Source organism: Brucella sp. H1_1004 (assembly GCF_047308065.1).
GTDB classification, from domain to species: domain Bacteria; phylum Pseudomonadota; class Alphaproteobacteria; order Rhizobiales; family Rhizobiaceae; genus Brucella; species Brucella pseudogrignonensis_B.
In genome coordinates this window covers 1,081,921-1,106,827 of sequence record NZ_JAYKZA010000002.1, presented here as the reverse complement: position 1 = coordinate 1,106,827, position 24,907 = coordinate 1,081,921, and the positions used below count along the sequence as shown (strand labels likewise).

The following is a 24,907-nucleotide window of genomic DNA, read 5'->3' as shown; positions in this document are numbered from 1 at the left end:
TTATCCCGTATCAGCTGATCAGGCCAATTTCGCGCATTTTAGAAATCAACGCAGCATCAACTTCGCCAGTTACAGGCAGTTTGAACAGTTTCTGAAACTCGCGAATAGCATCCTGTGTCGATTTGCCAGGAACACCGTCAACGCTGACCATTTCATTGCCAAACGCCTTAAGGCCAGCCTGAACGCGGACGATATCCTGCGAAGAAATTTTTGCCTGCGGTTGGAATGCCGCCAATTCAACTGGCTGCTTCTTGGGCTGCGCGGGTTTTCTTTCCAGAGATGCCAGATCAGGCGCACGCTTTGCAGATGTTTCGACCTTTTGAATTCCAGGCTGAGGCCGTGGTGTTGGCACAGCTGTATCTATCAACTTCGCGACATCATCTTCTTTCGGAGCTGTAACTGCACCGCTTTGCGCCGGCGCTCCGACTTTTTTCTGTAATGCCTGCCAGCGCTCAATAGCTTCACGCGTCTGCGGACCTGTAAAGCCGTCAACAGCGCCTTGATAGATACCGAGCGTCAGCAATCGTTGCTGCAGACGAGCAATTTCAACATCCGCATTGGGTGCGAGTGCTGGCAACATTTCATCGATTGAGCCGGTTAGCTGCAAGCGATCCGGCGAAATCTCGGCTGTTTCTGTCTGACTTTGTGTTAGCGTTTCAACAGGCTGAACGTTTACTGTCGCTTCCTGCTTATGGTCAGGAGCGGTTCCGGGCAGATAGGCGCGTGGCGTCGCCTTGAAGACAAAGTCCGTACGGGTTTTGAAGAAGACAGCATTATGTGCTTCAGGCTGATACCAAAGCGCATTCGCCGAAACAAAGCCCATAACGACTGCAAAAGCCGTTGCGCCTCCAGTCAGCACAGGGTTGCGCACGATAAAGTTGCCAGCGACCATCGCCAGCGCCGAAGCCGAACTGAAAAAGACTTGAAGCAGACGACGTCCGAGACTAGGCCGTTTTGCGGGCTTGCGCGTCGATCCGCGTCTTGCTCTGTTCACGGTTTTCGTCTTTGTGCCACTCATTGTTCCGTTCTCCCTGGTGACGGTGCATATCGATGACCGTGCCAAGTTGCTGTTGGTCTTCTTCTCCCAAAGAATCCTGATCAAATAGTTTCTGCGGGCCTGCAACCGGCAGATGAACAGTCACAACTGTTCCTTCGCCCACACAGCTTTTAATATTCATCGAGCCCTGATGCAGCTCTACCAATCCCCGGACCACCGAAAGGCCAAGGCCTGTTCCCTCTTGCGCGCGCGTATATTGATTATCTGCTCGCACGAATGGCGATCCGATGCGCTGCATATCTTCCGGCTCAATGCCAATTCCTGTATCTGCAACAACGATTTCGAGCTGCGGTCGTCCATCAATCACAACGCGCGATGCATCAATGGTGACGCAACCACCCGACGGCGTGAACTTCACAGCATTGGCTGCCAGATTGAGCAAAATCTGCTGAACCGCACGGCGATCTGCGACCACATCACCGGTCGTCGTATTCACACGATGGCAGAAAGCGATGCCCTTCTTTTCGGCCTGTGGCAGCATAACCGACGCGCACAAATCAGCGGCTTCGCGGAAAGCAAAGCTCTGCGGTTCAATCCGATAAGTGCCGGTTTCAAGCTTCGAATTATCGAGAACGGAGTTGACCAGTTCGAGCAGATAATGACCAGACTTATGGATAAGCCCCGCATATTCGCGCTGCTTTTCATCCTGCAACTGGCAGCCCATTTCATGCGTAAGCATATCCGAGAAACCGATGATCGAATTGAGCGGGGTACGCAGCTCATGGCTGACGGTTGCCAGCAGACGACCCTTGCCAATACGTTCTGCTTCTAGCTCAGCTTTCAATGCTGTAATTTCTTCAAGCAGCCGATGCTCACCTTCCAGCGAACGCCCAACCAGCGTGATCATGCCATTCTTTGCAACACCTTCCATGCGGAATGACAGGAAAACAGTATTGCCGTCTTCAACTGTGCGAAGGCGCACATCGGCAGGACGCGCGTTACGACCAGAGCGTAGTTCAGCAAGCAAAGAAACATATTGGACGCGATCAGCGACATGAACGCGGTCAAGCAATGCAACGCCTTCCAACATTGCAGGCTGAACACCAAGAGATGCCGCGGACGCACTTTCGATTTCGAAAACAATACCTTCAGCGTCGAGTGTCATCACAATGTCACCAGCCGCTACAACAGGCTTTGGCGAAACTTCTGGTACCGAAACCACCACTGTTCGAACCGTTGAACTCCGAGCAATAAGGCTTGTTATGTAGACGAGAGAAATGATGAGTGCAGCGGACGACATGCTCGCGACAGAAAGACCAGCAGCACCGAAAATGAGAGCCGTCGCACCAACAGCTGCGAGTGCCGCAAGTGGTTTACGGCTAACCAGCCATGCTTCGAATGGAAAGGCTGCCGCCATCACCCAGAGCACGATGCTGCTGCCATTGGTAAGTGCTGCGATTGTGCCAAGACCAGCGCCGTATGCGGCAAAATTCAGCGTTCCAAGAACCGCAGCATTCACGCCCATCAGGCTCAAAGCGCAGAATATCATCGCAGCGCCTGCGAAACTTGGTGCGAGTACGGCGAATGTCGCAAAGTCATTTGCAATACCCGATGCCAAGACCGCTATAAACAGCAGCACCGGCAAAAGCATGAACGAACCGACGATGCGAATCGTAGAAGCATCTGAACGATCAGTCCAGCGCTGGCAAAAACGTTCGTAAAAACGCGCAAGCGCCTGCACTTTCGTGCCTGCTTTCTCCACTGCGTTCAAAAGAATGGCGCTCAACTTGCCTTACTCACTCAATACTCATTCGGCACATCCATCAGGGATTGGCCTGTTGATGGCAGAATGCAGCCGAGGCTTTAAAGAAACGATAAAACAAAGCCGCGATGAGCGGATTGATGCGAAATCTGACAGTCTCGAGCCAGAGTTTTCCCACTATGGTAAACAGAAGGTGGATGAAGCAGATGCTATGCCGAACCGCTTAGCCGTTCAGTGACACTCGAAACCTTTGATTCTGTCGGTTACGGAATCTTTTCAATTATAGTGAAGAATGTTTTTGCCAATCCCGGCAACACATTCGAGCGCAATGATCCGTTTTCTCATCAAATCCGCAATCTGGCTGTCGCTGGCATTTCTAATAATGCCGCACTTTTTTCCTGCGGACGACGAAAACACACCAGCTCAGAAACCAGTTAGTGCGACATCTAAGACTGAACCGGACCAAATCGACCAGCTGCTTTCAAATGGAAAAACCGCGCTGGAACTCGGCAAGCTCTGCGTAAACAACCCTTCACTGTGCGAAAACGGCGCATCTTTTCTGTCCAATGCCGCAAGCGGCGCAATGGAACGCACTGGCGGTGTGCTTGAATATCTAAGTGACCGTTTTGGCACAAAGCCTCCAAACGAAACGCCAGCCGCACCAGAACCTATGGCTCCGCAGCAAGTTTCGGTTCAGCCAGCGCAGCATGCGATCTCGAAAATCCCGATCCCCACTCCCCGCGCTGAAGTGCTTCGGGCACTTGATCGCTCAACAACGGGCGCAATTCCCTCTCACAATTGATGGTTTGGGGTGACGTTCGCGCGCTTTGTCCTTATATAGACAAGCGAACAGTGACCCAACTTGAGCAGATATCATGACCACGACAATCGACAGCATCATTTCCGACTTCGAATTTCTCGACGATTGGGAAGATCGCTATCGCTATGTGATTGATCTCGGGAAAGAACTCCCCGCCTATCCCGACGATGCTCGCGATGCTGCGCACAAAGTTCAGGGTTGTGTTAGTCAGGTCTGGCTCAAAACCATTCCGCATGAAGGTTCTGACCCGGTTATCGACTTTCTCGGTGATTCCGACGCGCATATTGTGCGCGGTCTGGTCGCTATTGTGCTCGCCTTTTATTCGGGGCGCAAAGCTTCCGAAATCGTGGCATCCGACCCGGAAGAGGTTCTCAAGAAGCTGGGTTTGGATGAACATCTGACACCGCAGCGCTCCAATGGTTTGCGCTCGATGGTGGCGCGTATCCGTCGCGATGCAGAGGCACTCAAAGCATCAGCTTAATAGTTTTTCGACAGAAAGTGCGGCGGCGAGCAATTCCTTATCCGCGCTGTTGCGCGCCGTTAGCATAAGCCCAACTGGCATTCCAGTTACCGGCATTGGCAGCGTTATACTGCAAAGATCGAACTGGTTAGCGATCTGCGTGTTACGCAAGAGTAGGTCTTCAACGCGCTCATACGCGACAGGATCGTCAATAACTGACGCAATGGTCGGTGCAACGATTGGCGTTGTCGGCGTCACCAAGAAATCTATACCTGCAAGCCGCCGATTCATTTCAGCAATCAATCTTTGCCGTGTCTGCATAAGGCTGTGATAGTCTTTTTCGGACACTTTCAGACGTTTTGCGAGTGTATGTTTCACACGTTCGTCGACGGTGGCGTCAGGGTCTTTCAACCATGTATCCGCATGGATATGGCTCGCTTCAAGGGCCGCAATCGAGCCAATGGAAGCAGCCTTCCGTAATTCAAGAATGAGATCATTCAACTCAAATGAAACGATCCGAGCCCCCGCCTCCTGAAGCATCTTAAGGCTGCGCTTGAAAGCATCACAAACGTCCGATTCCATATCGGCGAGCAGCATACCCTCCGGCAAGCCAACCGTTAATGTGTCCAAAGCCCTTGGTACTGGTAAAACTGGCTCATCTCCCGCCATTACCGAATCTGCAAGAATACAATCCGCGACCGTTTGGGCGATTGGGCCAATCGAATCAAGCGAAGGTGCCAATGGAAAAACACCACGCAGCGGAATTCGATTTGCAGTGGGTTTGAAGCCAACCAGCCCGTTCAGGGCGGCGGGAATCCGCACTGATCCGCCCGTGTCGGACCCGATAGCGATCTCACTTGTGCCTTCTGCGACCGAGACAGCTGCCCCCGAGGATGAACCACCCGGCACATAGTGCGGATCAATTGCATTTGCAGGCACGCCATAATGCGGGTTTAAGCCCACGGCGGTAAACGCAAATTCAGTCATATGCGTTTTGCCGATAATGACTGCACCCGCTGCCCTTAAACGCTCGACGATTACGGCGTCTTCGCTCGCGACCGCAGCAGTTCTGCGTACAATAGAGCCAGCGAGTGTCGGCTCGCCTTTGTTATCGAACAAGTCTTTGATCGAAATGATCCGACCATCCAGCGGACCAACAAGTCGCCCAAGATTACGACGCTCGTCAGACGCGCTAGCTTCTGTAGTGGCTGCGCTAGCATAAATGCGGCTGAAAACGCGCTCGCTGCTGATGCGTGTCTCCAACTTTGATAAAATCTCTTTAAGCTTATCGCGAGTCCTGAACATATTTCCCCCGTCAGAATGACTTTGTTATTCAAACTGTTGACGGGGTCAATGTGGTGAAAACGCATCGCAGCAATCAATTTTGCCGTGGACGTGCTGCCGGGCGATAATCCTCTGCACCCCAGTGAACAATACCCGTGGAGCGGGGTTCCTTGCCTAAATGCGGATTATAATGCCGATGCAACATCGAAAGCCCCATTTTGAGCAACATTTTGCCGGAACGAACTGGCCATTGGCGCTCGCGCTCCACGAGTTCCAACCCCTTTAAGAAGCAACAAACATCGATAAGCACGCCGCTTAGTTCAGGTCCAACGGCTTCTAAAGCGCGCTCAACACGCATCCGGCTTGCCAGCGCGATATCTGTAAATTCAGCCATACCTCCCGGTCCCGAACGGGAGGTATTACCAACGCCTTCATCCCATCGCGCTGAAATCGAAGGCATCATAGAACCCCGGGTGAAATCTGATCGCAACCGTTCACCTGCCCGAAACTCATCCTCAGAAATAAAGCTTATACCTGCACCATTGCGAAGCCTGAAAAGCTTCGCCAACGGCGATTCAGACGGGTTAATTTCAACCCTCTCACCATATTCAAGCTCTATAGTTTCAGTTTTACGCGCGGTAGCTGACTTTTTCTCCGAATTTTTTCGTGCTTGAGACGCAAGTACAAGCCGACCATTGTTGCAAATCAAAACGCCACGCTTTCGCATCGCATCCAGCTCGTTACGCGTTGCCGCAATTGTACCGTGATCAGCTACAAGCAAAACATGGGTTTCGCGTACAGAATCCTGGACTTCGCATCCACCTTGTTTCAAAAAACGGATGATTCTTGCTTCGGACGTCGAATACATTTCACTCAAGCTGCCATCCTCCAATCCGAGAATCCAACGTTTACGAGTTTTTCCAATGCGGAAACCACCGCATCGTAATCCGGGTCATCTCGCCGATCCTCAACGAGATGGCATGCATACATGACCGTCGTGCGCTCCCGAGAAAAGCCAACTGCCACCTCACCCATCACCATACCGAAAGAGGTATGAGCTAAGTACATGCCCAATTGTCGAACCTGTGCAACTTCCCGTCTGCACCGCATAGGTGAACGCAACTCAGTACCGCTAACACCAAAGTAAGCGGACAACATATCTATCAGTGCTTCGCAGATTTCTACGTTCTTTTCGTGACGCCTGCGCCCCAGAACCGGACCAGAATTATCCAGTTTCAGTGTTCGTCCGTGTCGCGCTGCAATGACCTTTAAAGCCTCAACAGCTTCTGCGCGGGTATGGATGATATCCGGAGTTTTCAGAGACATTCATCTTTCCTCACCGTTATAGGAATATCTTCTTATAATGAGGATTATGCAAGCGGGGATAAGTTTATTGAATCATCGTTTGGATCGGATATCCACTGATTTTATTAAAATCTAGGAATTTTATCCACACCTGTGGAGCTTCCGTCATTGTGTCGTCAGAAACACGCAACGGACGAAAGATGCAAAATGGAACTCGCCCTTCGAAAAGCTTGCAAGGAATTTATTGCTACGCGCAATGAAGAAAAATTAGGAGCGATGCAGCGTGCAGCACTCCAGATCATAGCGGGTATCGATATGGATACGCTGCTCAAAGCTTCAAAAGATAAGAAAAATCAAGCTGAAACCAAACTTATCCGCCTTATTGAACGGGAACGCCTAAAAGGCATCAAAGGCCATTGGAGCTATGACCTTAATAGGCATATTGCTTTAAAGCAGGCTCTCGACAGGCTACAGGGCAGAACGATGACTACGCGATCAAGAAACAAACCAAAGCATGTTGCTTATTTTCGGTAATTCAAACGACATAGCTGAATTGGAGCATTTCCAAATTTCGCTGGATCATTAGAAATGCTCTATCGCTTTGTTCTTTACGCGCATCTTGCTCCAAAAACCGTTTCACCCTTTTCGGGATGCGCTCTAAAATAAAATAGCCCGACACACCGTGCCGGGCTATGATCGATTTGAATTCATAACAAAACAAGCGTCCGATAAAACTAACGGATCAATTATGCGTCCTTAGGCTTACGGCCAAGACCCATCTTCTTTGCAAGGCGCGAACGTGCAGCAGCATAGTTCGGAGCGACCATTGGATAGTTAGGATCAAGATCCCACTTTTCGCGGTACTGTTCAGGAGACATGCTATAATGAGTCATCAGGTGGCGCTTGAGCGACTTGAATTTCTTACCGTCTTCAAGGCAGATAATGTAATCGTCATGAACCGACTTCTTCGGGTTTACAGCCGGCTTTGGCTTTTCAACGACAACAGGTGCCTCTTCACGAACAACATTGCTCTTAAAAGCAGAATGTACTTCGGAAATCAGCAGAGGCAGTTCACTTGCGCGAATAGAATTATTTCCAACATAAGCGGCAACAACTTCAGCAGTCAGGCTGAGCAGCAATTCTGCGCTCTCGTCGTAAATTTCAGGGTTTTCCATTTCTTTTCCTTTATCGTCGATCTTTATATCAGGCAGGTCGCAGCGTTCGAAAAACTGTATGCGATCTGCGCAAATTCTTAATCACTGCCCAACATTAGCCCGCATCGCAGATAACAATGAATAGTGGGATTTGCAATAGAGCTGTCAAAACACTTTACATTAAAAGAACTATTTTCTTCTTGTTTTAACAAATACAATGCACTCAAACGAGCAACTGAAATGTCAAAATGACTGCCACATCTTACACATCTCTCTCAGACGCACCGCAATCTATTCGCAAAATGTGGGGTAAACGATAGATTGTCTGTAGAATTCCCTTAGTTTACACGACAAACTTAAGCAACCGTTTTTTTGAGACAAGTCTTTTAACGCCAGCTAAAACAACCATCTTTTGTTGAGCAAATTCATGAATAATGACTGAGGCAGCAAAAAGGCAAATCTCAAATATATTTTATACAAATAAACTCGTATCCGATTCTTCCCACAACTATATATGAGGCATAGCTTTGAAAGCTGATCATGCACACAAAAGATTTACCAGTTTATTGAGCGACGTACATCAAAATCAGACTATATACGCCAGAAGACGAATTTTTGACGTCGTTTTATCAAAGGGAAACTCTTAGGCTTTCCATGTCTAAGGGCAATCAAGAGATCTTTCGCTAAGCCAGTAATGAACAATTTGAACTTCTAAAATGCAATGCTCCAAATACAGGAGGAAACAATGTCTAATTCAACTGATCAGACCCGGCATCTGAAAGTTATTAAAACCGATGCAGAATGGCGTGAACAACTCACACCCATTCAATACCAGATCACCCGCCAGCACGGGACCGAGCGCGCCTTCTCCAGCCCGAATTTTGACAGCTCACTTCATGGAACGTATCGCTGCGTGTGCTGCGATAAGCCGCTTTATAAGTCGGAAACGAAATACGAGTCTGGAACAGGTTGGCCTAGCTTTTACCAACCAATTGAACCAGATGCAGTTTTCGCAGTTGAAGATCATTCCTATGGCATGAATCGCACAGAGATCCGCTGTTCGGATTGCGACGCACATCTCGGACATGTGTTTCCCGATGGCCCGCCGCCCACAGGTCTGCGTTACTGCATGAATGGCAACGCACTGGTGTTTGATCAGGATTAATTCTTGTGTTTCACGGTCCGGACCGGCACAACGGTTCGGACTGATTTCATTCGCTTTTTACTGGATTTTACATGCCACAGGATACTCATTTTCCTCAGCCACCAAAAGCACCAAAGCAACCTGCGAGCGACACACGCCACGGCATCACACGCATTGATGACTATGCCTGGCTCCGAGCGGACAACTGGCAGGAAGTGTTCAAAGACCCATCTGTTCTGGCGCCCGAAATCCGCGAGCATCTGGAGGCGGAAAACGCGTATCAGACCGCTTTGATGCAAGACACAGACGCACTTCAAAAGCAGCTTTTTTCCGAGATGCGTGGTCGCATCAAGGAGGACGATTCATCCATTCCTTCAAAGGATGGTCCTTATGCCTACGGCGCGTCCTTCCGGACCGGCGGCGAGCAGCCATATTTCATTCGCACCCCACGCGATGGCGGTCCTGAGACCATTCTGCTTGATGGCGACAAGGAGGCGGAGGACAAAGCCTATTTCCGTCTCGCATCCGCTGATCACTCCCCCGATCACAATCGTTTGATCTGGGGCTATGACGACAAGGGATCTGAATTTTACAAACTCAGAGTTCGCGATCTCGAAAAAATGTCGGATCTCGAAGATGTCCTTACGGATACCAATGGCGGCGGCAGCTGGGACGCAAACAGCAAAGGCTTTTTCTATACTTTGCTTGATGAAAACCACCGCCCGTCCAAGGTCTTCTATCATCTAATCGGTACCGATCAGTCGCAGGACAAGCTGATCTTTGAAGAGAAAGACCCCGGTTTCTTCGTTGGAATCAGCGGTTCTTCACTCGATGATTTCATCTTCATCGACATTCACGACCATGAGACATCTGAATCTTGGTTGTTGCCGGCCAACGATCCATCTGCAAAACCGCTGCTGATCATGGCTCGTAAAACAGGCGTCGAATACGATATTGCACCCGGTGGTGATGAATTCTTTATTCTGACGAACATCGACGGTGCCAAAGACTTCAAGATCATGCGCGCACCTGCATCCGCACCGCAGCCGGAAAACTGGGAAGAGCTCGTCGCCCATGTTCCTGGACGCCTGATCCTGTCGCATGGTGCTTATAAAAATCATCTTGTCTGGATGGAACGCGATAACGGCCTGCCGCGTATCGTGATCCGCGACCGCAAGTCCGGCGAACAGCACGCCATTGCATTCGATGAAGAAGCCTATTCGCTCGGTCTGCACGGCAGCGCAGAATATGACACGGATGTAATCCGCTTCTCTTATTCTTCGATGACCACGCCTGAGCAGCTTTTCGACTACAATATGAACACGCGCGAGCGTGTGCTGCTCAAAACGCAGGAAGTTCCTTCAGGCCATACCATTTCAGATTATGTCACGCGTCGTGTTCTGGCACCTGCCAAAGATGGTGAACTGGTGCCCGTATCGCTGATCTATCACAAAGACACGAAGCTCGATGGATCGGCACCGTGCCTGCTTTATGGTTACGGTTCCTATGGCATGAGCATGCCTGCAAGCTTCAGCACATCACGACTATCTCTGGTTGATCGAGGCTTCGTGTATGCTATCGCGCATATTCGCGGCGGCAAGGATAAAGGCTTCGCATGGTACGAAAACGGCAAGCGTGAAAAAAAGATCAACACGTTTACCGACTTTATCGCTGCTGCAAAACACCTCGTTAGCGAGGGCTTCACAAGCCACGATCGTATTGTTGCACATGGCGGTTCGGCAGGTGGCATGCTGATGGGCGCAATTGCCAATCTTGCACCGGAAGCCTTTGGCGGCATCATTGCCGAAGTACCGTTTGTTGATGTTCTCAACACGATGCTCGATGATACTTTGCCTCTCACGCCACCAGAATGGCCGGAATGGGGCAATCCTATAGCCTCGGAAGCTGATTATCGCACGATCGCGGCTTACTCGCCTTACGACAATGTAACGGCTCAAGCCTATCCGCGCATTCTGGCGGTTGCAGGTCTGACAGATCCTCGCGTTACCTATTGGGAGCCTGCCAAGTGGGTTGCCAAGCTGCGTGAACTAAAAACCGATGATCATCCGGTGCTTTTCCGCATCAATATGGATGCGGGCCATGCTGGTGCATCGGGCCGGTTTTCCCGGCTCGAAGAAGTGGCATACACCTATGCTTTTGCGCTCAAAGCAGTCGGAAAAGCATAGCAAGGTCGGCTTACGAACGCTCCCGGCAATTCAATTGCCGGGAATTTTCATTGGGCTTATATTATTTAAATCAACAGACGCGGAGATCAGATCATGCATCGTGCAGTTTTAACCGCTCTTATCGCTTTTCCTTTGTTGGCGCCCGTAACACTTGCTCAGGCACAGGTTCGCAAAAACGTCAGCGAATTTGCCGGGCAACGCTGCAACACGCCCCCGCGCGGCAGTGGTGTTATTGTTGGCCAATTCAGTGGTGTGGACGACTCTCCGTTCGTCAGCAGTGATGGATTGGTACCAGTTGATCGCTTCCGCTGTTTTCAGACAATGTCTGAATGCAAAGGCTGGCTCTATACAATGCAAAGCAAATACACCAATGCCGGACTGCCGACTGTCGTTCGCTGCACCAAACGCTAATCAGCGATTGGACGGATAGCCGTTTGAATGCGCCGGGATCGCCTTAAGATAGGCTGCAATTGCCTCCCGATCCGCATCGCTTATCTGTGCCATGTTGGTAATAACATCAGTCATTGAACCGCCGAGTGAATCAAAATCTGGCGTAAAACCGCTTTGAAGCGCATATGCAATGTCGTTCGCGCTCCAGTCACCAATACCGCCCTCACCCGAGGTGATATTGGGCACAATGCCTTTGCGACCATCGCTGCCGGTTTCCGGTGAAAGCGCCCCTGCCATCCATTGCTTTGTGTCCAGCCCACCAATGGCATTACGGGGTGTATGACACTCCGCGCAATGCCCCAGCGCTTCGGTGAGATATTGACCGCGCTTAACCTGATCAGATGCATTGGCCAGTTCGACGACGGGCTTATCAGAAAGATGAAGCTGTTTCCAAAGCCCGAGACCACGTCGAATATTGAATGGAAAGGCAAGTTTATGCGACGCCGCGACATTGTCCGATTCTGGCAACGTTTTCATGTAGACAAACAAATCGGCGACATCTTGCGGCTTCATCTTAGCGTAAGATGTGTATGGAAATGACGGATAAAGATGCTCTCCAGCCCGCCCCGTCCCTTCCAGCATTGCATTGGCAAAGTCGTGTAAGGTCCAGTTACCAATACCCTGTTCTGATGGCGAGATATTTGGCGCAATGAATGTGCCAAAATCTGATGCCAGTTCATGTCCGCCAGCAAGAACTTTACGCGCATCGCCCGTCGCGCCCGGGGCGGCATGGCATGAAGCACAGCCACCTGCCCAGAAAATCTGCTCGCCATTCGTTGCGTCACCCGGTTGTAGAGATGCAATCACAGACTGATCAACTGTCTGAGGCGTTGTCAGCACCCAGAAAGCAGCAGCACCCAGGATAACGACGGCACCAGCAACATATGCGAGTTTTCGGACCATAATGTTGCTAATCAGTTCTTCTTTTCACGATAGACCTGATGGCACGAGCCGCAATTGGCAGCGACCTGCTGGAAAATCGGCTTCAGCGCATCGAGATTCGCAGGCTTTGCAGCGACAGCTGCTGCGGCATCAGCGCGGAATTTTTCGACGTGCTTGACGAAGTCTTCCTTATTGGCCCAGATCTTTGCCGAAGCTTCTGTATCGCCCTGATCGGATCCTGCAGGGAACAACGTGTCGACATCAAACTTCTTCGCGTCGGCATCAATCTTTTCGAGCGCGGCAAGAGCTGCTGCCGCATCGAAAGGCTTCTCACCCTTCACCATTGGTGCAAGTTGCCCGACTGAGCGCCCCATGTCCTTCATGATGGCCTGACGATCAGCAATCACGTCGGCATGCGCCACACCGGCAACCAACAAAGCAACCGAACTCACAGTGAGAAAAAAGGAACGCATGTCATCCTCCACATCTAAAATCAAGCAACACTCATATTGGGTGAAATATCCGATACAATTCGCGCTTTAGCAACCAAATCGACAGACAATCCCAACGATCAAAAGTAATATTCCGCATTTAAAGGGAGTATTACAAATATTACACGAAATTGTGAAAAACATGAATTAAATACTATTGTTTATTTTCTTCTGAGTTCCATTCTTAAAATCGAATAATTATTATCTTGATATTTATATTCATGTTTTATTGAAATTGAACTGGCCGGATCGAATGCATAAGTGTCCACCACTTTGGGGGCTGAACTCTGGATTAGCCGCAAAGAAAAACCCCGCTTTCGCGGGGTCCTCTCAGATCACGAAGAAACGGCAATTATGCCTTTTCGTAAAGCTCGAGCACGTAATCCCAGTTCACGAGGCTATCAACGAAAGCTTCAAGGTACTTCGGACGTGCGTTGCGGTAATCGATGTAGTAGGAATGTTCCCATACGTCGACGCCGAGGATAGGCGTTGCGCCGTGAACCAGCGGGCTTTCGCCGTTTGCGGTCTTCGAGATTTCGAGCTTGCCGTTCTTAACAGACAGCCATGCCCAGCCCGAACCAAACTGACCAGCGCCAGCCGCAATGAAATCTTCGCGGAACTTGTCGTATCCGCCGAGATCGGACTCAACAGCCTTTTCAAGCTTGCCTGGCAGCTTCTTGCCGCCGCCGTCTTTTTTCATCCAGTTCCAGAAATGGAGATGGTTGTAGTGCTGACCGGCATTGTTGAAGAGCGCCTGATTCTTACCGAAGCTTTCCTTCACGATCTCTTCAAGGCTTTTGCCTTCAAGGCCTGAACCTTCGAGCAGCTTGTTACCATTGGTAACATAAGCCTGATGGTGTTTGTCGTGGTGGAATTCGAGCGTTTCGCGCGACATGAACGGAGCAAGTGCGTCATAATCGTACGGAAGGGCGGGCAGTTCAAAGGCCATCGGAACTCTCCTCTTGTGTCTTTCAGCTTACCTTGAGCAGCTGACCATGGGCAGTGCGAACACATGCCCTAAAACTTGCGTGCGCAACCTACATAGGCCTCAACGTCGCATGCGGCAATGGCGCATTTTCTAAATTCACCCACCAAATCAATGAATTTTTATTGAAAATGCATGAGGATAGGGTTCACTTTACTTTTTTTGAGATTGATGCACGAACGGAGAAAAATGTTGTCCTACAGTTCTTATGTTTTCGACGCGTATGGCACATTGTTTGATGTGCATTCCGCTGTGCGCAGATATGAGGATAAAGCGGGGCAAGACGGCGCTGCGTTTTCTCTGCTTTGGCGCACAAAGCAGCTCGAATATTCATGGACACTGAGCCTGATGGGCGAATATCGGGATTTCTGGAAACTTACAGAAGACGCGCTGGATTTCGCCTTTGCGCGTTATCCGTCAGTCGATAAAGCGCTGCGTAGTGATTTGCTGGAAGCCTATTGGAAGCTTGATTGCTACCCGGAAGTGCCAGCCGCGTTGAAAAGCCTCAAAAGCCGGGGCGCCCGATTAGCTATTCTCTCCAACGGTTCACCCAAAATGCTCGAGGCTGCTGTCAAATCCTCCGCGCTGGATGTGCTGCTTGATGATGTCATCTCCGCTGATAGCGTAAAGCGCTACAAAACATCGCCTTCGGTCTATGAACTTATGACGATGCAATGGCGGCTTTACCCATCAGCAATCTCATTCCAATCATCCAATCGCTGGGATGTTGCAGGAGCTGCACGATTCGGCATGCGCGCCGTATGGATTAACCGATCCAACCAACCGGACGAATATAAGCAGTATCCGCCTGCGCTTATTTTGCCGAGTCTACAGCTACTGGATTGAATATCACTAAAACTTGAATAACCCGCAGGCTGAACAACCGTCTGTTGCGGCTAAAATTGTGTCGCAACGGCAACACGGCATACCTTACGGCGCTTTAGCCATGTTTAGGCCTTATTATAAACGGCGAGAGGCCACATTTATCGGGCGTTTTGCCCGCAACTAAATGTAGTCGAACTCGTTATCACCGCGGAATTCGCGACTATTACAAGGAATAGTCGCACTTCATTAACCCTAACCGTTGTATCTAACACCCCTCCCGTCACCAATCTGGTTTTCATATGCAAACGACCCTTACCCGCCGTTCTTTTCTAACGGCCATGACAGCAACAGCGGCGGCCGGCCTCGCCGGTTGTGCTCAGTTGGGGCAGAATGTTCCAATCGTCGATGTTGATGCCAATGGCAATCCGATTAATCGGACACCACAAGCCAGTGTCGATTCTTCCTATGGAAGCTGGGCATCCATGTATGCAGCTGTTGAAGACAACGGCTATCAGCTCCCTGCTATTCCGATCCAGAAAATGGACAAGCGCTATCTGCGTCAGGTCGTTCAGGATCCGACAGGCGAAATGCCGGGCACCATCGTTGTCGATACAACCAACCGTTTCCTTTATCTGGTACTCGGCAATGGTCAGGCAATGCGCTACGGCGTCGGCATTGGACGCGATGGCTTTGCTTGGTCAGGCCGCGCAGTCATTCAGTATAAGCGCGAATGGCCACGCTGGACACCACCGGATGAGATGGTTGCCCGCCAGCCAGAACTCGAACCATACAGCTCGCGCAATGGCGGCATGGCTCCGGGTCTCAAGAACCCGCTCGGCGCCCGCGCGCTTTATATCTTCAAAGATGGCAAAGACACCATCTACCGCCTGCATGGCAATCCTGAATGGTGGTCAATCGGCAAGGCAGTTTCGTCTGGCTGCGTGCGCCTGTTGAACCAGGACATTATCGACCTTTATAATCGCGTTCCGCCAAAATCGCCTATTCTGGTTATGTAATCTGCATTTTGCGATAATTATTAAAAAAGCCCGGAGAATAGCCGGGCTTTTTTGAATCCATTATTCAGTTTCTATCAACGCTTGAAACTTCCGAGGATACCGCGCACCAGTGCGCGACCAAGCGAATTGCTGACAGAGCGAACCACGGATTTCATCGCCGTTTCGGCTACTGTCTGACGACCCGAACGGCGTCCCGTTCCGAATGCAGTCCCCATAATTTCACCAAGAATTCCGCCGCCTTGGCCAGCTTCCTCGTCTTTGGCGGTTTGCTTTGCATCTGCCGAGGCCTGCGCTTTGCGCGCCAGCATTTCAAAGGCAGAATCCCGGTCCACAGCCTGGTCATATTGACCGGCAACGGGGCTTGCCGCGATAATTCTCGCACGCGCTTCCGCGGACAGAGGCCCAATCTGCGATGATGGAGGACGGATCAAGGTCCGCTGCACCATTGAAGGCACACCCTTGGCCTGTAAAGTCGAGACCAGCGCTTCACCCGTCGAAAGATTGGTGATCGCCTCATAGGTTTTGAAATCAGGATTTGGGCGGAACGTATCGGCGGCCGTCTTCACTGCGTTTGTTTCGCGTGGCGTGTAAGCGCGAAGCGCGTGCTGAACGCGATTGCCAAGCTGTGCCAACACGGTTTCAGGCACATCGAGCGGGTTCTGCGTCACAAAATAAACGCCGACCCCCTTGGAGCGGATCAGGCGAACAACCTGCTCAACTCGATCAACAAGTGCTTTCGGTGCCTCGTCAAACAACAAATGCGCTTCGTCAAAGAAGAAGACGAGACGCGGCTTGTCGGGGTCGCCCACTTCAGGCAGTTCCTCAAACAGCTCAGACATAAGCCACAGCAGGAATGTCGAATAAAGGCGTGGACTCATCATCAGCTTGTCTGCGGCAAGCACACTGATCACACCACGGCCATCCGTTGTTGTGCGCATCAGATCAGAAATACGCAATGCTGGCTCACCAAAGAACTTCGTCCCTCCCTGCTGATCAAGAACCAGCAATGAGCGCTGGATAGCACCAACAGAAGCTTTGTTGACGTTACCATATTTTGCCGAAAGCTCCGCCGATCGCTCTGCCATTTCTGCGAGGATTGCCTGCAAATCTTTCAGATCAAGCAGCAGCAAACCTTCTTCATCGGCAAGACGGAAGGCAACATTGAGCACGCCTTCCTGAGCATCCGTCAGGTTCATCAGGCGCGAGAGCAGCAAAGGCCCCATCTCGGAAATGGTAGCGCGAACCGGATGTCCCTTTTCGCCGAAAATATCCCAAAAAATAACAGGCGAAGCACGCAGCTCATAAGGATTAAGTTCAACTTCTTCAGCGCGTTTGGTGAGATTTTCGTTCGCCTCGCCGGGCGCGGCAATGCCGGAAAGATCGCTCTTAATATCCGCACAGAAAACCGGAACACCAGCGGCAGAAAAGCTCTCAGCCAACACCTGCAAAGTAACTGTCTTACCCGTGCCGGTTGCGCCGGTTACAAGCCCATGCCTGTTCCCATATTTCAAAGCCAGATATTCTGGCTGCTGATAGGAATCATCAGGTTTGCGGCTTGCACCAAGAAAAATTGCATCATCGGCGGTCATCAGGCATGTCGCTCCGTAAAAGGTTTGCTTACAATACGATATACCAGCAGCACCGTCGCGCAACAACGATAACGCGAAATTCCGTATCCAGGCTTAATTTCCAGCTTTTGTTAAAGACAGATTCCGCAGATTTTAGCTCAGGAATACTTGCAAAGCGCCCACGACAATGCATATTACGTAAACGTAAGATATTTCGGGAGAGTCTCATGGAAGAACTGATCGCGCGCATCACCTCCAATGTTGGCATTGATGCAGCAACGGCAGAAAAGGCCGTCGGTATGATTTTGGCATTTCTGCAAAAAGAAGGCCCAGCCGATAAGGTTCAGCAACTGCTGGCAGCTTTTCCGGGTGCGGAAGAAGCGATTTCGCAGGTTAAGGGCGGAGGTTTTCTGTCCGGTCTGATGGGTGGCGTGATGGGCCTCGGCTCACAATTAATGAGCGCAGGTCTTGGCATGGGTGAGATATCCGGCGTTGCTAAAGAAACCATCCGTTTCGCCAAGGAAAAGGCTGGCAATGAACCAGTCGATGCCGTAATCGGCTCAATTCCCGGCCTTGGTCAGTTCATCTAGACTTTAATAGCTCGGTAAAAAGCCCCGGTTTCCGGGGCTTTTTCTATTTTTCTTTGATCAGTGTCACACCCACATGCTGCGCGCGTCCAGCGCCCCAGCCATTAAAGGCGGCCCCCGCCCCCAGAAGGGCAAAGAAAATGCCGCAGGCTGCGAAGCTGCCTGTCGCGCTGTGGATTACACCGACAATCAACGGCCCTATGGCGGCAAGCGTATAGCCGACACATTGCGCCATTCCTGATAAATGTGCCGCCGTATGCGAATCGGGCGCCCGCAGCACGATGACCATCATGGCAGCGGCAATCAGCCCACCCTGTCCGATGCCCTGGATCGTCGCGAGAGCCCAGAAACTCCATTGCGGCAGGTAAAGGAAACCGATGAGTGGCAAGGCAGCACTCATACAAAGGATAACATTCAAAAGGCTCTGGTTCTTCTGACGCGTAGCAATCGACGGAATGGCCAGACAGGTTATAACCTGCGCCATAATCGAGAAGGAAACCAGGCCACCGGCAGCCGTCGCAGACAGACCCCGTTCCCGTAAGATCGGTGCAAGCCATCCAAAAACGATATAAGCGGTGGATGATTGCAGCCCCATGAACAGCGTTACCTGCCATGCAAGCCTGTCTTTCCAGAGACCTTTTACCTTAAACCCGGAATGCGCCACATTATGATTTACCCGCAAGGCCTGCGGCAGCCAGAGCGCAAACACCAGCGCCGCCGGAATTGCCCAGAAGGCGAGCGCTAAGCTCCATGAACCGCCCAGCATGTGTTCGATGGGGATTGTAAAACCAGCCGCTGCCGCCGCACCACCACACAGCGCCATTGTGTAGAGGCCGGTCATAATGGCGGCAGTCTTTGGAAAGTCGCGCTTGACCAGGCCTGGCAACAGCACATTGCCTGTTGCAATCGCCGCGCCTGCCAGTGCCGCCCCCAGATAAAGTGCAGCTGAACTGCCAATTCCACGCAGAGCCGTGCCGATGGTGAGGACAATGAGCACGAACAACAAAACACGTTCCGCACCAAACCGCTGCGCGAGACGTGGTGCAAAAGGAGCAAAGAGGCCAAGACAAACCACTGGCAGGGTTGTGAGAACACCAGCCCCAACACCGGACATGCCCGTCGCTTCAATAATTTCGGGAAGCAGAACAGACACACTTGAGAAAACGGGTCGGAGATTTGCTGCAATCAGAACGAGGCTCAGACCAAGAAGAACACGCAGGGCTCTGCTCTGCCTTTCCGGTTCTGGCGGCTGCGGCACGCTATCAATTTCAGCATCAACGAGTGGAATCTCTGTCGCAGGAGTTGTGTGGCTCATAACGCCTGCACCTTTCATCTCAATCTTATGACATGACAGGCGGTGTACTACATCGTACGGCTGGCGCAAGTGTTTAAACATTGTGATAAATCGCGTTAGAACGCCGTTTGCCGCATTCCGTTAACATTTTTAACGCATGGTGGCTGATGAAATTCCAGACTTCGCAATCGGGTGTAGCATGATCAATCTTTATTGCCTTAACGGAGACCATCTCGAGCGCGTCGAGGTTGAACCTGGAACGCCACTACCCGATAACGTCATCTGGATTGACTTACTCGCACCCGGCGTCAATGAAGATCACATCGTTGAAGCATGGACCGGCATTTCAATCCCCACCCGCGAAGATATGACGGAGATTGAAGAATCGAGCCGCTTCTACATGGAGAACGGTGCGCAATATCTGACTGTTCCCATTCTTCATGCTGTCGATCTTGATCATCGAGAACTGGCTCCCGTGACGTTTATCATCAACGGGCAGCGCCTCGTGACTGTGCGTTATGCCAATCCCAAATCTGTCAGCATCTATATCACACGCGCGACGAAGCCCGGAAATGGCTTAATTCCCATCAAGTGCTCCGGCCTATCCATCATGCTCGGCATCATTGAGGCAACCACCAATCGGCTGGCAGATATTCTGGAAGGCGTTGCGGGCAAAATCGATGCGGCATCGCACTCGATCTATCGTCGCCAGCCCAAGGCAAGGCCGATGACAACTGAGGATTTCAGAAACATTCTCACACAGATCGGTGGACAGGGAACATTTCTATCGCGCATGCGGGAAAGCCTGGCAGGTGTCAGCCGAATGTTGGTGTATCTCTCTGCAATCAACAGCCCGGTTGCTACCAAGAAAGATACGCGTTCCTGGATCAAATCACTCGAACGCGATGCACAGTCACTCGTTGCCTATGTGGATTTTCTGTCCAACAAGGTCACATTCCTGCTTGATACGATCGTCGGGCTCATTTCGGTTGAGCAGAACGCGATCATCAAGATATTCTCGGTCGCGGCAGTGGGCTTCATGCCTCCGACACTTGTCGCATCCATCTACGGCATGAACTTCTCGTTCATGCCAGAGCTGAACTCGCCATGGGGTTATCCGATGGCACTTGGGCTTATGGTCGCTTCGGCTTTGCTGCCGCTGTTCTATTTCCGCAGGAAGGGGTGGCTGTAGATCACACCGATGCAGCCACAATCTCCCAGTCTTTGCCGTTTATCTTCAAAACATCGCCCACCGGCTTGCCGAAAAGCATAATGGCGACCGGCGAAACGTGGGAAATCTTGCCGTTGACGGGGTCTGCCTCGTCTTCGCCGACAATAGTCCAAACCCGCATACCGCCATCATCAAGATTTTCCAGCTCGACCGTCATACCAAAGCGCACAACATCGGTGTCTGCCTCTGGCACAGATAGTTCTGCGGTTTCACGACGCGATGTCCAATAACGAAGATCACGCGAAAGACGCGCGATGGCGGAACGTTCGCCCGCGACATTGGCCTCAGCCAGTTCACGTTGCAGACGCGCAAGCTCGTCGTCAATCATCTTCAAACCGTTAGGCGTGACGAGATTGCGATGCGGGCTAATCGGGCGTTCGCCAAGATCGGTTGGGGCGTCGTCCTGTTCTTTTGTGAAAGCTCTGCTCATGATCTGAATGTATGCAGAGCAGCCATTCCTCGCAAGCCCACAAGTTTGAAGACGCTCCAAGACAGCCTTGATCCATGGTGGAAGCACCCTCAGATTTTTTATTGATTGATCAGTCAATCAAAGATAAAATTGAGCTCAATAAACCTCAACGCGGATAATGATTATGCCCAAAATCGGGATGGAGCCTCAGCGGCGGCGCGAGCTTATCGATGCGACGATCAAAACAATCGGCCAACGTGGTTCGCTTGATGTCACAGTTGCGCAAATTGCCCATGAAGCAGGCGTTTCGCCTGCGCTTGCGCATCATTATTTTGGTGGCAAAGACAAGCTGATCCTGGCCACAATGCGCCATTTGCTGCGTGAGCTGGGGCACGACTTAAACGCGGCCATCAAGCTTACAGAGACGCCGCACGAACGCATTGCGGCTATTATCGCAGTCAATTTTTCAGCCTCGCAGTTTGCGCAGGAAACGATTGCCGCCTGGCTGACCTTCTATGTTCATGCGCAGCAATCCGAAGATACGAAGCGCCTTTTGCGCATTTATGCGCGCCGACTCCATTCAAATTTCGTCTATGCACTGGAGCAGCTGACCACCCACGAGCGCGCCAGCCGTATTGCTGAGGGTGCAGGTGCGATGATTGACGGGCTTTACATCCGTCACGCGCTTGGTGCAGACGCGCCTGATGCCGCATCGGCGATTGCGCTTATTGAAGATTACATCGCTGTTCAGCTTTCGGCGGAGAGATAAAGATGGAAGCGGATTTCGTTATTATCGGCTCCGGCTCGGCCGGTTCGGCTATGGCCTATCGGCTGTCAGAAGATGGCAGACACTCGGTGATTGTCATCGAATATGGTGGCCCGGATATCGGCCCGCTCATCCAGATGCCTGCCGCCCTTTCCTTCCCCATGAATATGGAAACCTATGACTGGGGCTTTTCGACGGAACCTGAGCCGCATATCGGCGGTCGCAGTCTGGTTACACCACGCGGTAAGGTGGTCGGCGGATCATCGTCCATCAACGGCATGGTTTATGTGCGCGGTCATGCGCGCGATTATGATCACTGGTCGGAAAGTGGTGCACGCGGCTGGTCTTATGCGGACGTATTGCCCTACTTCAAGCGGATGGAAAATTCGCACGGCGGACAGGAAGGCTGGCGCGGCACCAATGGTCCGCTGCATGTGCAGCGCGGTCGCCGCGACAATCCGCTGTTCAAAGCCTTCGTCGATGCCGGAAATCAAGCGGGATTCGAGGTCACCGACGATTATAACGGCGAGAAGCAGGAAGGTTTTGGCCCGATGGAGCAGACGATCCATAATGGACGTCGATGGTCTGCGGCCAATGCCTATCTGAAACCAGCCCTCAAGCGACCCAATGTGAAGCTCGTCAAAGGCTTAGCGCGCAAGATCGTGATGGAAGGCAAGCGCGCAGTCGGCGTTGAAATCGAAGCGGGTCGCAGTTTCTCGACCATCCGCGCACGTCGCGAAGTCATCATCGCTGCATCCTCCATCAATTCACCAAAGCTGCTGATGCTTTCAGGCATTGGCCCGGCTGCGCAGCTGAAAGAACACGGCATTGAGGTCGTGGCCGACCGCCCCGGTGTCGGGCAAAATCTGCAGGACCATCTGGAAGTTTATATCCAGCAAGAATGCACGCAGCCGATCACGCTCTATTCCAAACTCAACATGTTTTCGAAAGCCCGCATTGGCGCGGAATGGCTGTTTTTTAAAACCGGCGACGGCGCAACAAATCATTTTGAATCGGCCGCCTTCGTGCGTTCAAAAGCAGGCGTGGAATATCCCGACATTCAATATCACTTCCTGCCAGTTGCTATTCGCTATGACGGCAAGGCAGCGGCAGAGTCACACGGTTTTCAGGCACATGTCGGGCCGATGCGGTCAAAGTCCCGCGGCAGCGTTACTTTACGCTCGGCCAATCCACGCGAAAAGCCTGTCATACAGTTCAATTACATGTCGCATGAGGATGATTGGGCCGATTTCCGTCATTGCGTGCGGCTGACCCGCGAAATTTTTGGACAAGAAGCATTTGCTGCCTATCGCGGTTCCGAAATCCAGCCCGGCGCGAATGTGCAGTCTGATGATGAAATCGATGATTTCCTTCGTGAACATGTGGAAAGCGCTTTCCATCCTTGCGGAACCTGTAAAATGGGGTCGGTTGACGATCCTATGGCGGTTGTTGACCCGGAATGTCGTGTTATTGGCGTGGAGGGATTGCGTGTCGCGGATTCGTCAATCTTCCCGCGTATAACCAATGGCAACCTCAACGGCCCATCGATCATGACTGGTGAGAAGGCCTCTGATCATATTCTGGGCCGGACTCCACTTGCGCGATCCAATCAGGAACCATGGATCAACCCGCGCTGGGAAATTTCTGACCGCTAATAAATTACGAGGAAAATAAAATGAAAGTCCAACCCAAAGCCTCGCATTTCATCGGCGGCGCATTTGTAGAAGACAAAGCTGGCAAACCGCTTCCAGTGATCTACCCGGCGACAGGCGAAGAAATTGCCAAGCTTTACTCGGCCACACCAGACGTGATCGAGAGCGCCTATGCTGCGGCACTGAAGGCACAAGGCGAATGGGCAGCGCTCAAGCCGGTGGAACGCGGTCGAATACTGCGCCGTACTGCCGAAATCTTGCGTGAGAAGAACAAGAAGCTTTCTAAGCTCGAAACACTTGATACAGGCAAGGCGCTACAGGAAACACTGGTCGCAGATGCCGCATCCGCAGCCGATGCACTCGAATTTTTCGGCGGCGTAATCTCTGGTTTCAATGGCGAATTCGTAGAGCTTGGCGGTTCGTTCGCCTATACGCGCCGCGAAGCGCTCGGCATCTGCGTCGGCATCGGCGCATGGAATTACCCGATCCAGATCGCGGCATGGAAATCCGCCCCGGCACTCGCCATGGGGAATGCGTTTATCTTCAAGCCGTCTGAAAACACGCCGCTTTCAGCATTAGCACTTGCAGAAGCCTATAAGGAGGCTGGACTTCCCGATGGGTTGTTTAACGTCGTTCAGGGTTTTGGCGAGGTGGGTGCAGCGCTCGTTAATCATCGTCTGACGGCGAAGGTTTCGCTCACAGGTTCAGTGCCCACCGGCAAGCGGATCATGTCGCAAGCGGGTGAACACCTTAAGCACGTCACAATGGAACTTGGCGGCAAGTCGCCCATCATCGTCTTTGATGATGCTGATCTGGATAGCGCCATTGGCGGTGCAATGCTCGGCAATTTCTATTCGACCGGTCAGGTCTGCTCGAATGGTACGCGCGTTTTTGTTCACAAGAATGTTCGCGAGACATTTGTTGAGCGCCTGATTGAGCGCACACGTAAAATCCGCATTGGTGATCCGCTGGATGAAGCCACCCAGATGGGGCCACTCATTAATGGAGCGCAGCGCGACAAGGTTCTGTCTTATATTGAAAAAGGCAAGGCCGAAGGCGCAACACTCGCCTGCGGCGGCGGGATCCCAAAGCTTCAGGGCTTTGATAAGGGCTGCTTTATCGAGCCTACCATCTTCGCCAATGTCACCGACAACATGACAATTGCCCGCGAAGAAATCTTCGGCCCTGTCATGAGTATTCTGGAATTCTCGGACGAGAACGAAGTGATTGCTCGCGCCAATGACACCGAGTTCGGGCTGGCTGCCGGGGTGTTCACCGCCGATATTGCGCGCGGCCATCGTGTCATCAACCAGATCAAGGCAGGAACCTGCTGGATCAATGCTTACAATTTAACACCCGTTGAAGTGCCATTTGGTGGCTACAAGCAGTCGGGCATTGGTCGAGAAAACGGCATCGCTGCCCTCACCCACTATAGCCAGATAAAAACTGTCTATGTCGAAATGGGCAAGGTAGACAGTCCATACTAGAATAGTAATTATAGTTTAAATTCTATATACACCCAAAGTTTTGTAAATTATAATGCAAACTTTGGGTGTATTTTTATTTAATAAATAAAATTTACTAAAATAGGCTTATCTTAATTAAAGTTCACTAATTTATATTATATATTTATTGAAAA

The 24,907-nt window shown here is 51.4% G+C and carries 26 protein-coding genes; 14 read left to right on the top strand and 12 right to left on the bottom strand.

Going from position 1 to position 24,907, the window contains the following annotated elements; translation table 11 throughout:
* Nucleotides 1-10: 10 nt before the first annotated feature.
* Together U2P60_RS12550 and U2P60_RS12545 are read right to left on the bottom strand one after the other, a co-directional pair.
* Nucleotides 11-1,018, bottom strand: coding sequence for a peptidoglycan-binding protein (locus U2P60_RS12550; protein WP_413572883.1), 1,008 nt, complete (start codon nt 1,016-1,018; stop codon nt 11-13).
* Nucleotides 945-2,783 (bottom strand): sensor histidine kinase, encoded by a 1,839-nt coding sequence (locus tag U2P60_RS12545; protein WP_413572882.1) that lies wholly within the window; start codon nt 2,781-2,783, stop codon nt 945-947. The genes U2P60_RS12550 and U2P60_RS12545 overlap by 74 nt, the downstream gene beginning before the upstream one ends.
* Between U2P60_RS12545 and U2P60_RS12540 the strand changes: the two genes are divergently transcribed.
* From U2P60_RS12540 to U2P60_RS12530, 3 genes are all read left to right on the top strand, one after another.
* Complete coding sequence (locus U2P60_RS12540; RefSeq protein ID WP_413572881.1) at nt 2,773-2,997, top strand: hypothetical protein; 225 nt, start codon at nt 2,773-2,775, stop codon at nt 2,995-2,997. The genes U2P60_RS12545 and U2P60_RS12540 overlap by 11 nt on opposite strands.
* A gap of 144 nt (nt 2,998-3,141) precedes the next feature.
* Nucleotides 3,142-3,561 carry a hypothetical protein gene (locus U2P60_RS12535; protein ID WP_413572880.1) on the top strand — a complete coding sequence of 140 codons (420 nt, stop codon included), beginning with the start codon at nt 3,142-3,144 and terminating at the stop codon, nt 3,559-3,561.
* A 73-nt stretch (nt 3,562-3,634) separates the two neighbouring features.
* A complete protein-coding gene (locus tag U2P60_RS12530) occupies nt 3,635-4,060 on the top strand; it encodes a SufE family protein (RefSeq protein ID WP_310010698.1) in 426 nt (141 codons plus the stop codon).
* Here the strand turns inward: U2P60_RS12530 and U2P60_RS12525 are convergent.
* The 3 genes from U2P60_RS12525 to U2P60_RS12515 form a co-directional block, all read right to left on the bottom strand.
* The gene (locus U2P60_RS12525; RefSeq protein WP_413572879.1) at nt 4,052-5,344 is read right to left on the bottom strand and encodes an amidase; all 1,293 of its coding nucleotides are present in this window, start codon (nt 5,342-5,344) and stop codon (nt 4,052-4,054) included. The two genes, U2P60_RS12530 and U2P60_RS12525, sit on opposite strands and share 9 nt — an antisense overlap.
* Before the next feature lie 73 nt (nt 5,345-5,417).
* Entirely contained in the window at nt 5,418-6,200 is a 783-nt protein-coding gene (locus tag U2P60_RS12520) for a DUF6456 domain-containing protein (RefSeq protein ID WP_413572878.1), read from the bottom strand.
* Entirely contained in the window at nt 6,197-6,649 is a 453-nt protein-coding gene (locus U2P60_RS12515; RefSeq protein WP_409558633.1) for a helix-turn-helix domain-containing protein, read from the bottom strand. The genes U2P60_RS12520 and U2P60_RS12515 overlap by 4 nt, the downstream gene beginning before the upstream one ends.
* Before the next feature lie 186 nt (nt 6,650-6,835).
* On the opposite strand from U2P60_RS12515, the gene U2P60_RS12510 reads away from it, so the two are divergent.
* Nucleotides 6,836-7,162 (top strand): cytoplasmic protein, encoded by a 327-nt coding sequence (locus U2P60_RS12510; RefSeq protein WP_413572877.1) that lies wholly within the window; start codon nt 6,836-6,838, stop codon nt 7,160-7,162.
* Between the two features lie 212 nt (nt 7,163-7,374).
* Here the strand turns inward: U2P60_RS12510 and U2P60_RS12505 are convergent, their stop codons facing one another.
* Nucleotides 7,375-7,803, bottom strand: a complete 429-nt coding sequence (locus U2P60_RS12505; RefSeq protein WP_310010701.1) for a MucR family transcriptional regulator — start codon at nt 7,801-7,803, stop codon at nt 7,375-7,377.
* A 724-nt stretch (nt 7,804-8,527) separates the two neighbouring features.
* On the opposite strand from U2P60_RS12505, the gene msrB reads away from it, so the two are divergent.
* The 3 genes from msrB (at nt 8,528) to U2P60_RS12490 (ending at nt 11,523) form a co-directional block, all read left to right on the top strand.
* The gene (gene msrB / locus U2P60_RS12500) at nt 8,528-8,947 is read left to right on the top strand and encodes a peptide-methionine (R)-S-oxide reductase MsrB (protein WP_313828160.1); all 420 of its coding nucleotides are present in this window, start codon (nt 8,528-8,530) and stop codon (nt 8,945-8,947) included.
* A gap of 71 nt (nt 8,948-9,018) precedes the next feature.
* Nucleotides 9,019-11,112, top strand: a complete 2,094-nt coding sequence (locus tag U2P60_RS12495) for a S9 family peptidase (protein ID WP_413572876.1) — start codon at nt 9,019-9,021, stop codon at nt 11,110-11,112.
* Nucleotides 11,113-11,205: 93 nt separating this feature from the next.
* On the top strand, nt 11,206-11,523 hold the full coding sequence (locus U2P60_RS12490; protein WP_313828158.1) for a hypothetical protein: 318 nt from the start codon (nt 11,206-11,208) through the stop codon (nt 11,521-11,523).
* Here the strand turns inward: U2P60_RS12490 and U2P60_RS12485 are convergent, their stop codons facing one another.
* The 3 genes from U2P60_RS12485 to U2P60_RS12475 form a co-directional block, all read right to left on the bottom strand.
* Nucleotides 11,524-12,465 carry a c-type cytochrome gene (locus tag U2P60_RS12485; protein ID WP_413572875.1) on the bottom strand — a complete coding sequence of 314 codons (942 nt, stop codon included), beginning with the start codon at nt 12,463-12,465 and terminating at the stop codon, nt 11,524-11,526.
* A gap of 11 nt (nt 12,466-12,476) precedes the next feature.
* Nucleotides 12,477-12,917, bottom strand: coding sequence for a c-type cytochrome (locus tag U2P60_RS12480; RefSeq protein WP_413572874.1), 441 nt, complete (start codon nt 12,915-12,917; stop codon nt 12,477-12,479).
* A gap of 370 nt (nt 12,918-13,287) precedes the next feature.
* Nucleotides 13,288-13,884 (bottom strand): superoxide dismutase, encoded by a 597-nt coding sequence (locus U2P60_RS12475; RefSeq protein ID WP_007874131.1) that lies wholly within the window; start codon nt 13,882-13,884, stop codon nt 13,288-13,290.
* 228 nt (nt 13,885-14,112) lie between these two features.
* Here U2P60_RS12475 and U2P60_RS12470 point away from each other — a divergent pair, with 228 nt between their 5' ends.
* Both U2P60_RS12470 and U2P60_RS12465 read left to right on the top strand, forming a co-directional pair.
* Nucleotides 14,113-14,766, top strand: coding sequence for a haloacid dehalogenase type II (locus tag U2P60_RS12470; RefSeq protein ID WP_313828606.1), 654 nt, complete (start codon nt 14,113-14,115; stop codon nt 14,764-14,766).
* A 278-nt stretch (nt 14,767-15,044) separates the two neighbouring features.
* Nucleotides 15,045-15,761, top strand: a complete 717-nt coding sequence (locus tag U2P60_RS12465; protein WP_187545843.1) for a L,D-transpeptidase — start codon at nt 15,045-15,047, stop codon at nt 15,759-15,761.
* Nucleotides 15,762-15,835: 74 nt separating this feature from the next.
* On the opposite strand, the gene U2P60_RS12460 is transcribed toward U2P60_RS12465, so the two are convergent.
* On the bottom strand, nt 15,836-17,350 hold the full coding sequence (locus U2P60_RS12460) for a helicase HerA-like C-terminal domain-containing protein (protein ID WP_413572873.1): 1,515 nt from the start codon (nt 17,348-17,350) through the stop codon (nt 15,836-15,838).
* A 206-nt stretch (nt 17,351-17,556) separates the two neighbouring features.
* Here U2P60_RS12460 and U2P60_RS12455 point away from each other — a divergent pair, with 206 nt between their 5' ends.
* Complete coding sequence (locus tag U2P60_RS12455) at nt 17,557-17,919, top strand: DUF2267 domain-containing protein (protein ID WP_313828151.1); 363 nt, start codon at nt 17,557-17,559, stop codon at nt 17,917-17,919.
* Nucleotides 17,920-17,962: 43 nt separating this feature from the next.
* On the opposite strand, the gene U2P60_RS12450 is transcribed toward U2P60_RS12455, so the two are convergent.
* Nucleotides 17,963-19,231, bottom strand: a complete 1,269-nt coding sequence (locus U2P60_RS12450; protein WP_413572872.1) for a CynX/NimT family MFS transporter — start codon at nt 19,229-19,231, stop codon at nt 17,963-17,965.
* A 178-nt stretch (nt 19,232-19,409) separates the two neighbouring features.
* Between U2P60_RS12450 and U2P60_RS12445 the strand changes: the two genes are divergently transcribed.
* Complete coding sequence (locus tag U2P60_RS12445; RefSeq protein WP_313828149.1) at nt 19,410-20,402, top strand: magnesium transporter CorA family protein; 993 nt, start codon at nt 19,410-19,412, stop codon at nt 20,400-20,402.
* Nucleotide 20,403: 1 nt separating this feature from the next.
* On the opposite strand, the gene U2P60_RS12440 is transcribed toward U2P60_RS12445, so the two are convergent.
* The gene (locus U2P60_RS12440) at nt 20,404-20,871 is read right to left on the bottom strand and encodes a GreA/GreB family elongation factor (RefSeq protein ID WP_413572871.1); all 468 of its coding nucleotides are present in this window, start codon (nt 20,869-20,871) and stop codon (nt 20,404-20,406) included.
* A gap of 163 nt (nt 20,872-21,034) precedes the next feature.
* Here U2P60_RS12440 and betI point away from each other — a divergent pair, with 163 nt between their 5' ends.
* From betI to betB, 3 genes are read left to right on the top strand one after another with little or no spacing between them, the layout of a single operon-like run.
* Nucleotides 21,035-21,619 carry a transcriptional regulator BetI gene (gene betI, locus U2P60_RS12435; RefSeq protein ID WP_313828147.1) on the top strand — a complete coding sequence of 195 codons (585 nt, stop codon included), beginning with the start codon at nt 21,035-21,037 and terminating at the stop codon, nt 21,617-21,619.
* Between the two features lie 2 nt (nt 21,620-21,621).
* Nucleotides 21,622-23,271, top strand: coding sequence for a choline dehydrogenase (gene betA / locus U2P60_RS12430; RefSeq protein ID WP_413572870.1), 1,650 nt, complete (start codon nt 21,622-21,624; stop codon nt 23,269-23,271).
* A gap of 20 nt (nt 23,272-23,291) precedes the next feature.
* Nucleotides 23,292-24,755, top strand: coding sequence for a betaine-aldehyde dehydrogenase (gene betB / locus U2P60_RS12425; RefSeq protein ID WP_413572869.1), 1,464 nt, complete (start codon nt 23,292-23,294; stop codon nt 24,753-24,755).
* Nucleotides 24,756-24,907: the final 152 nt, after the last annotated feature.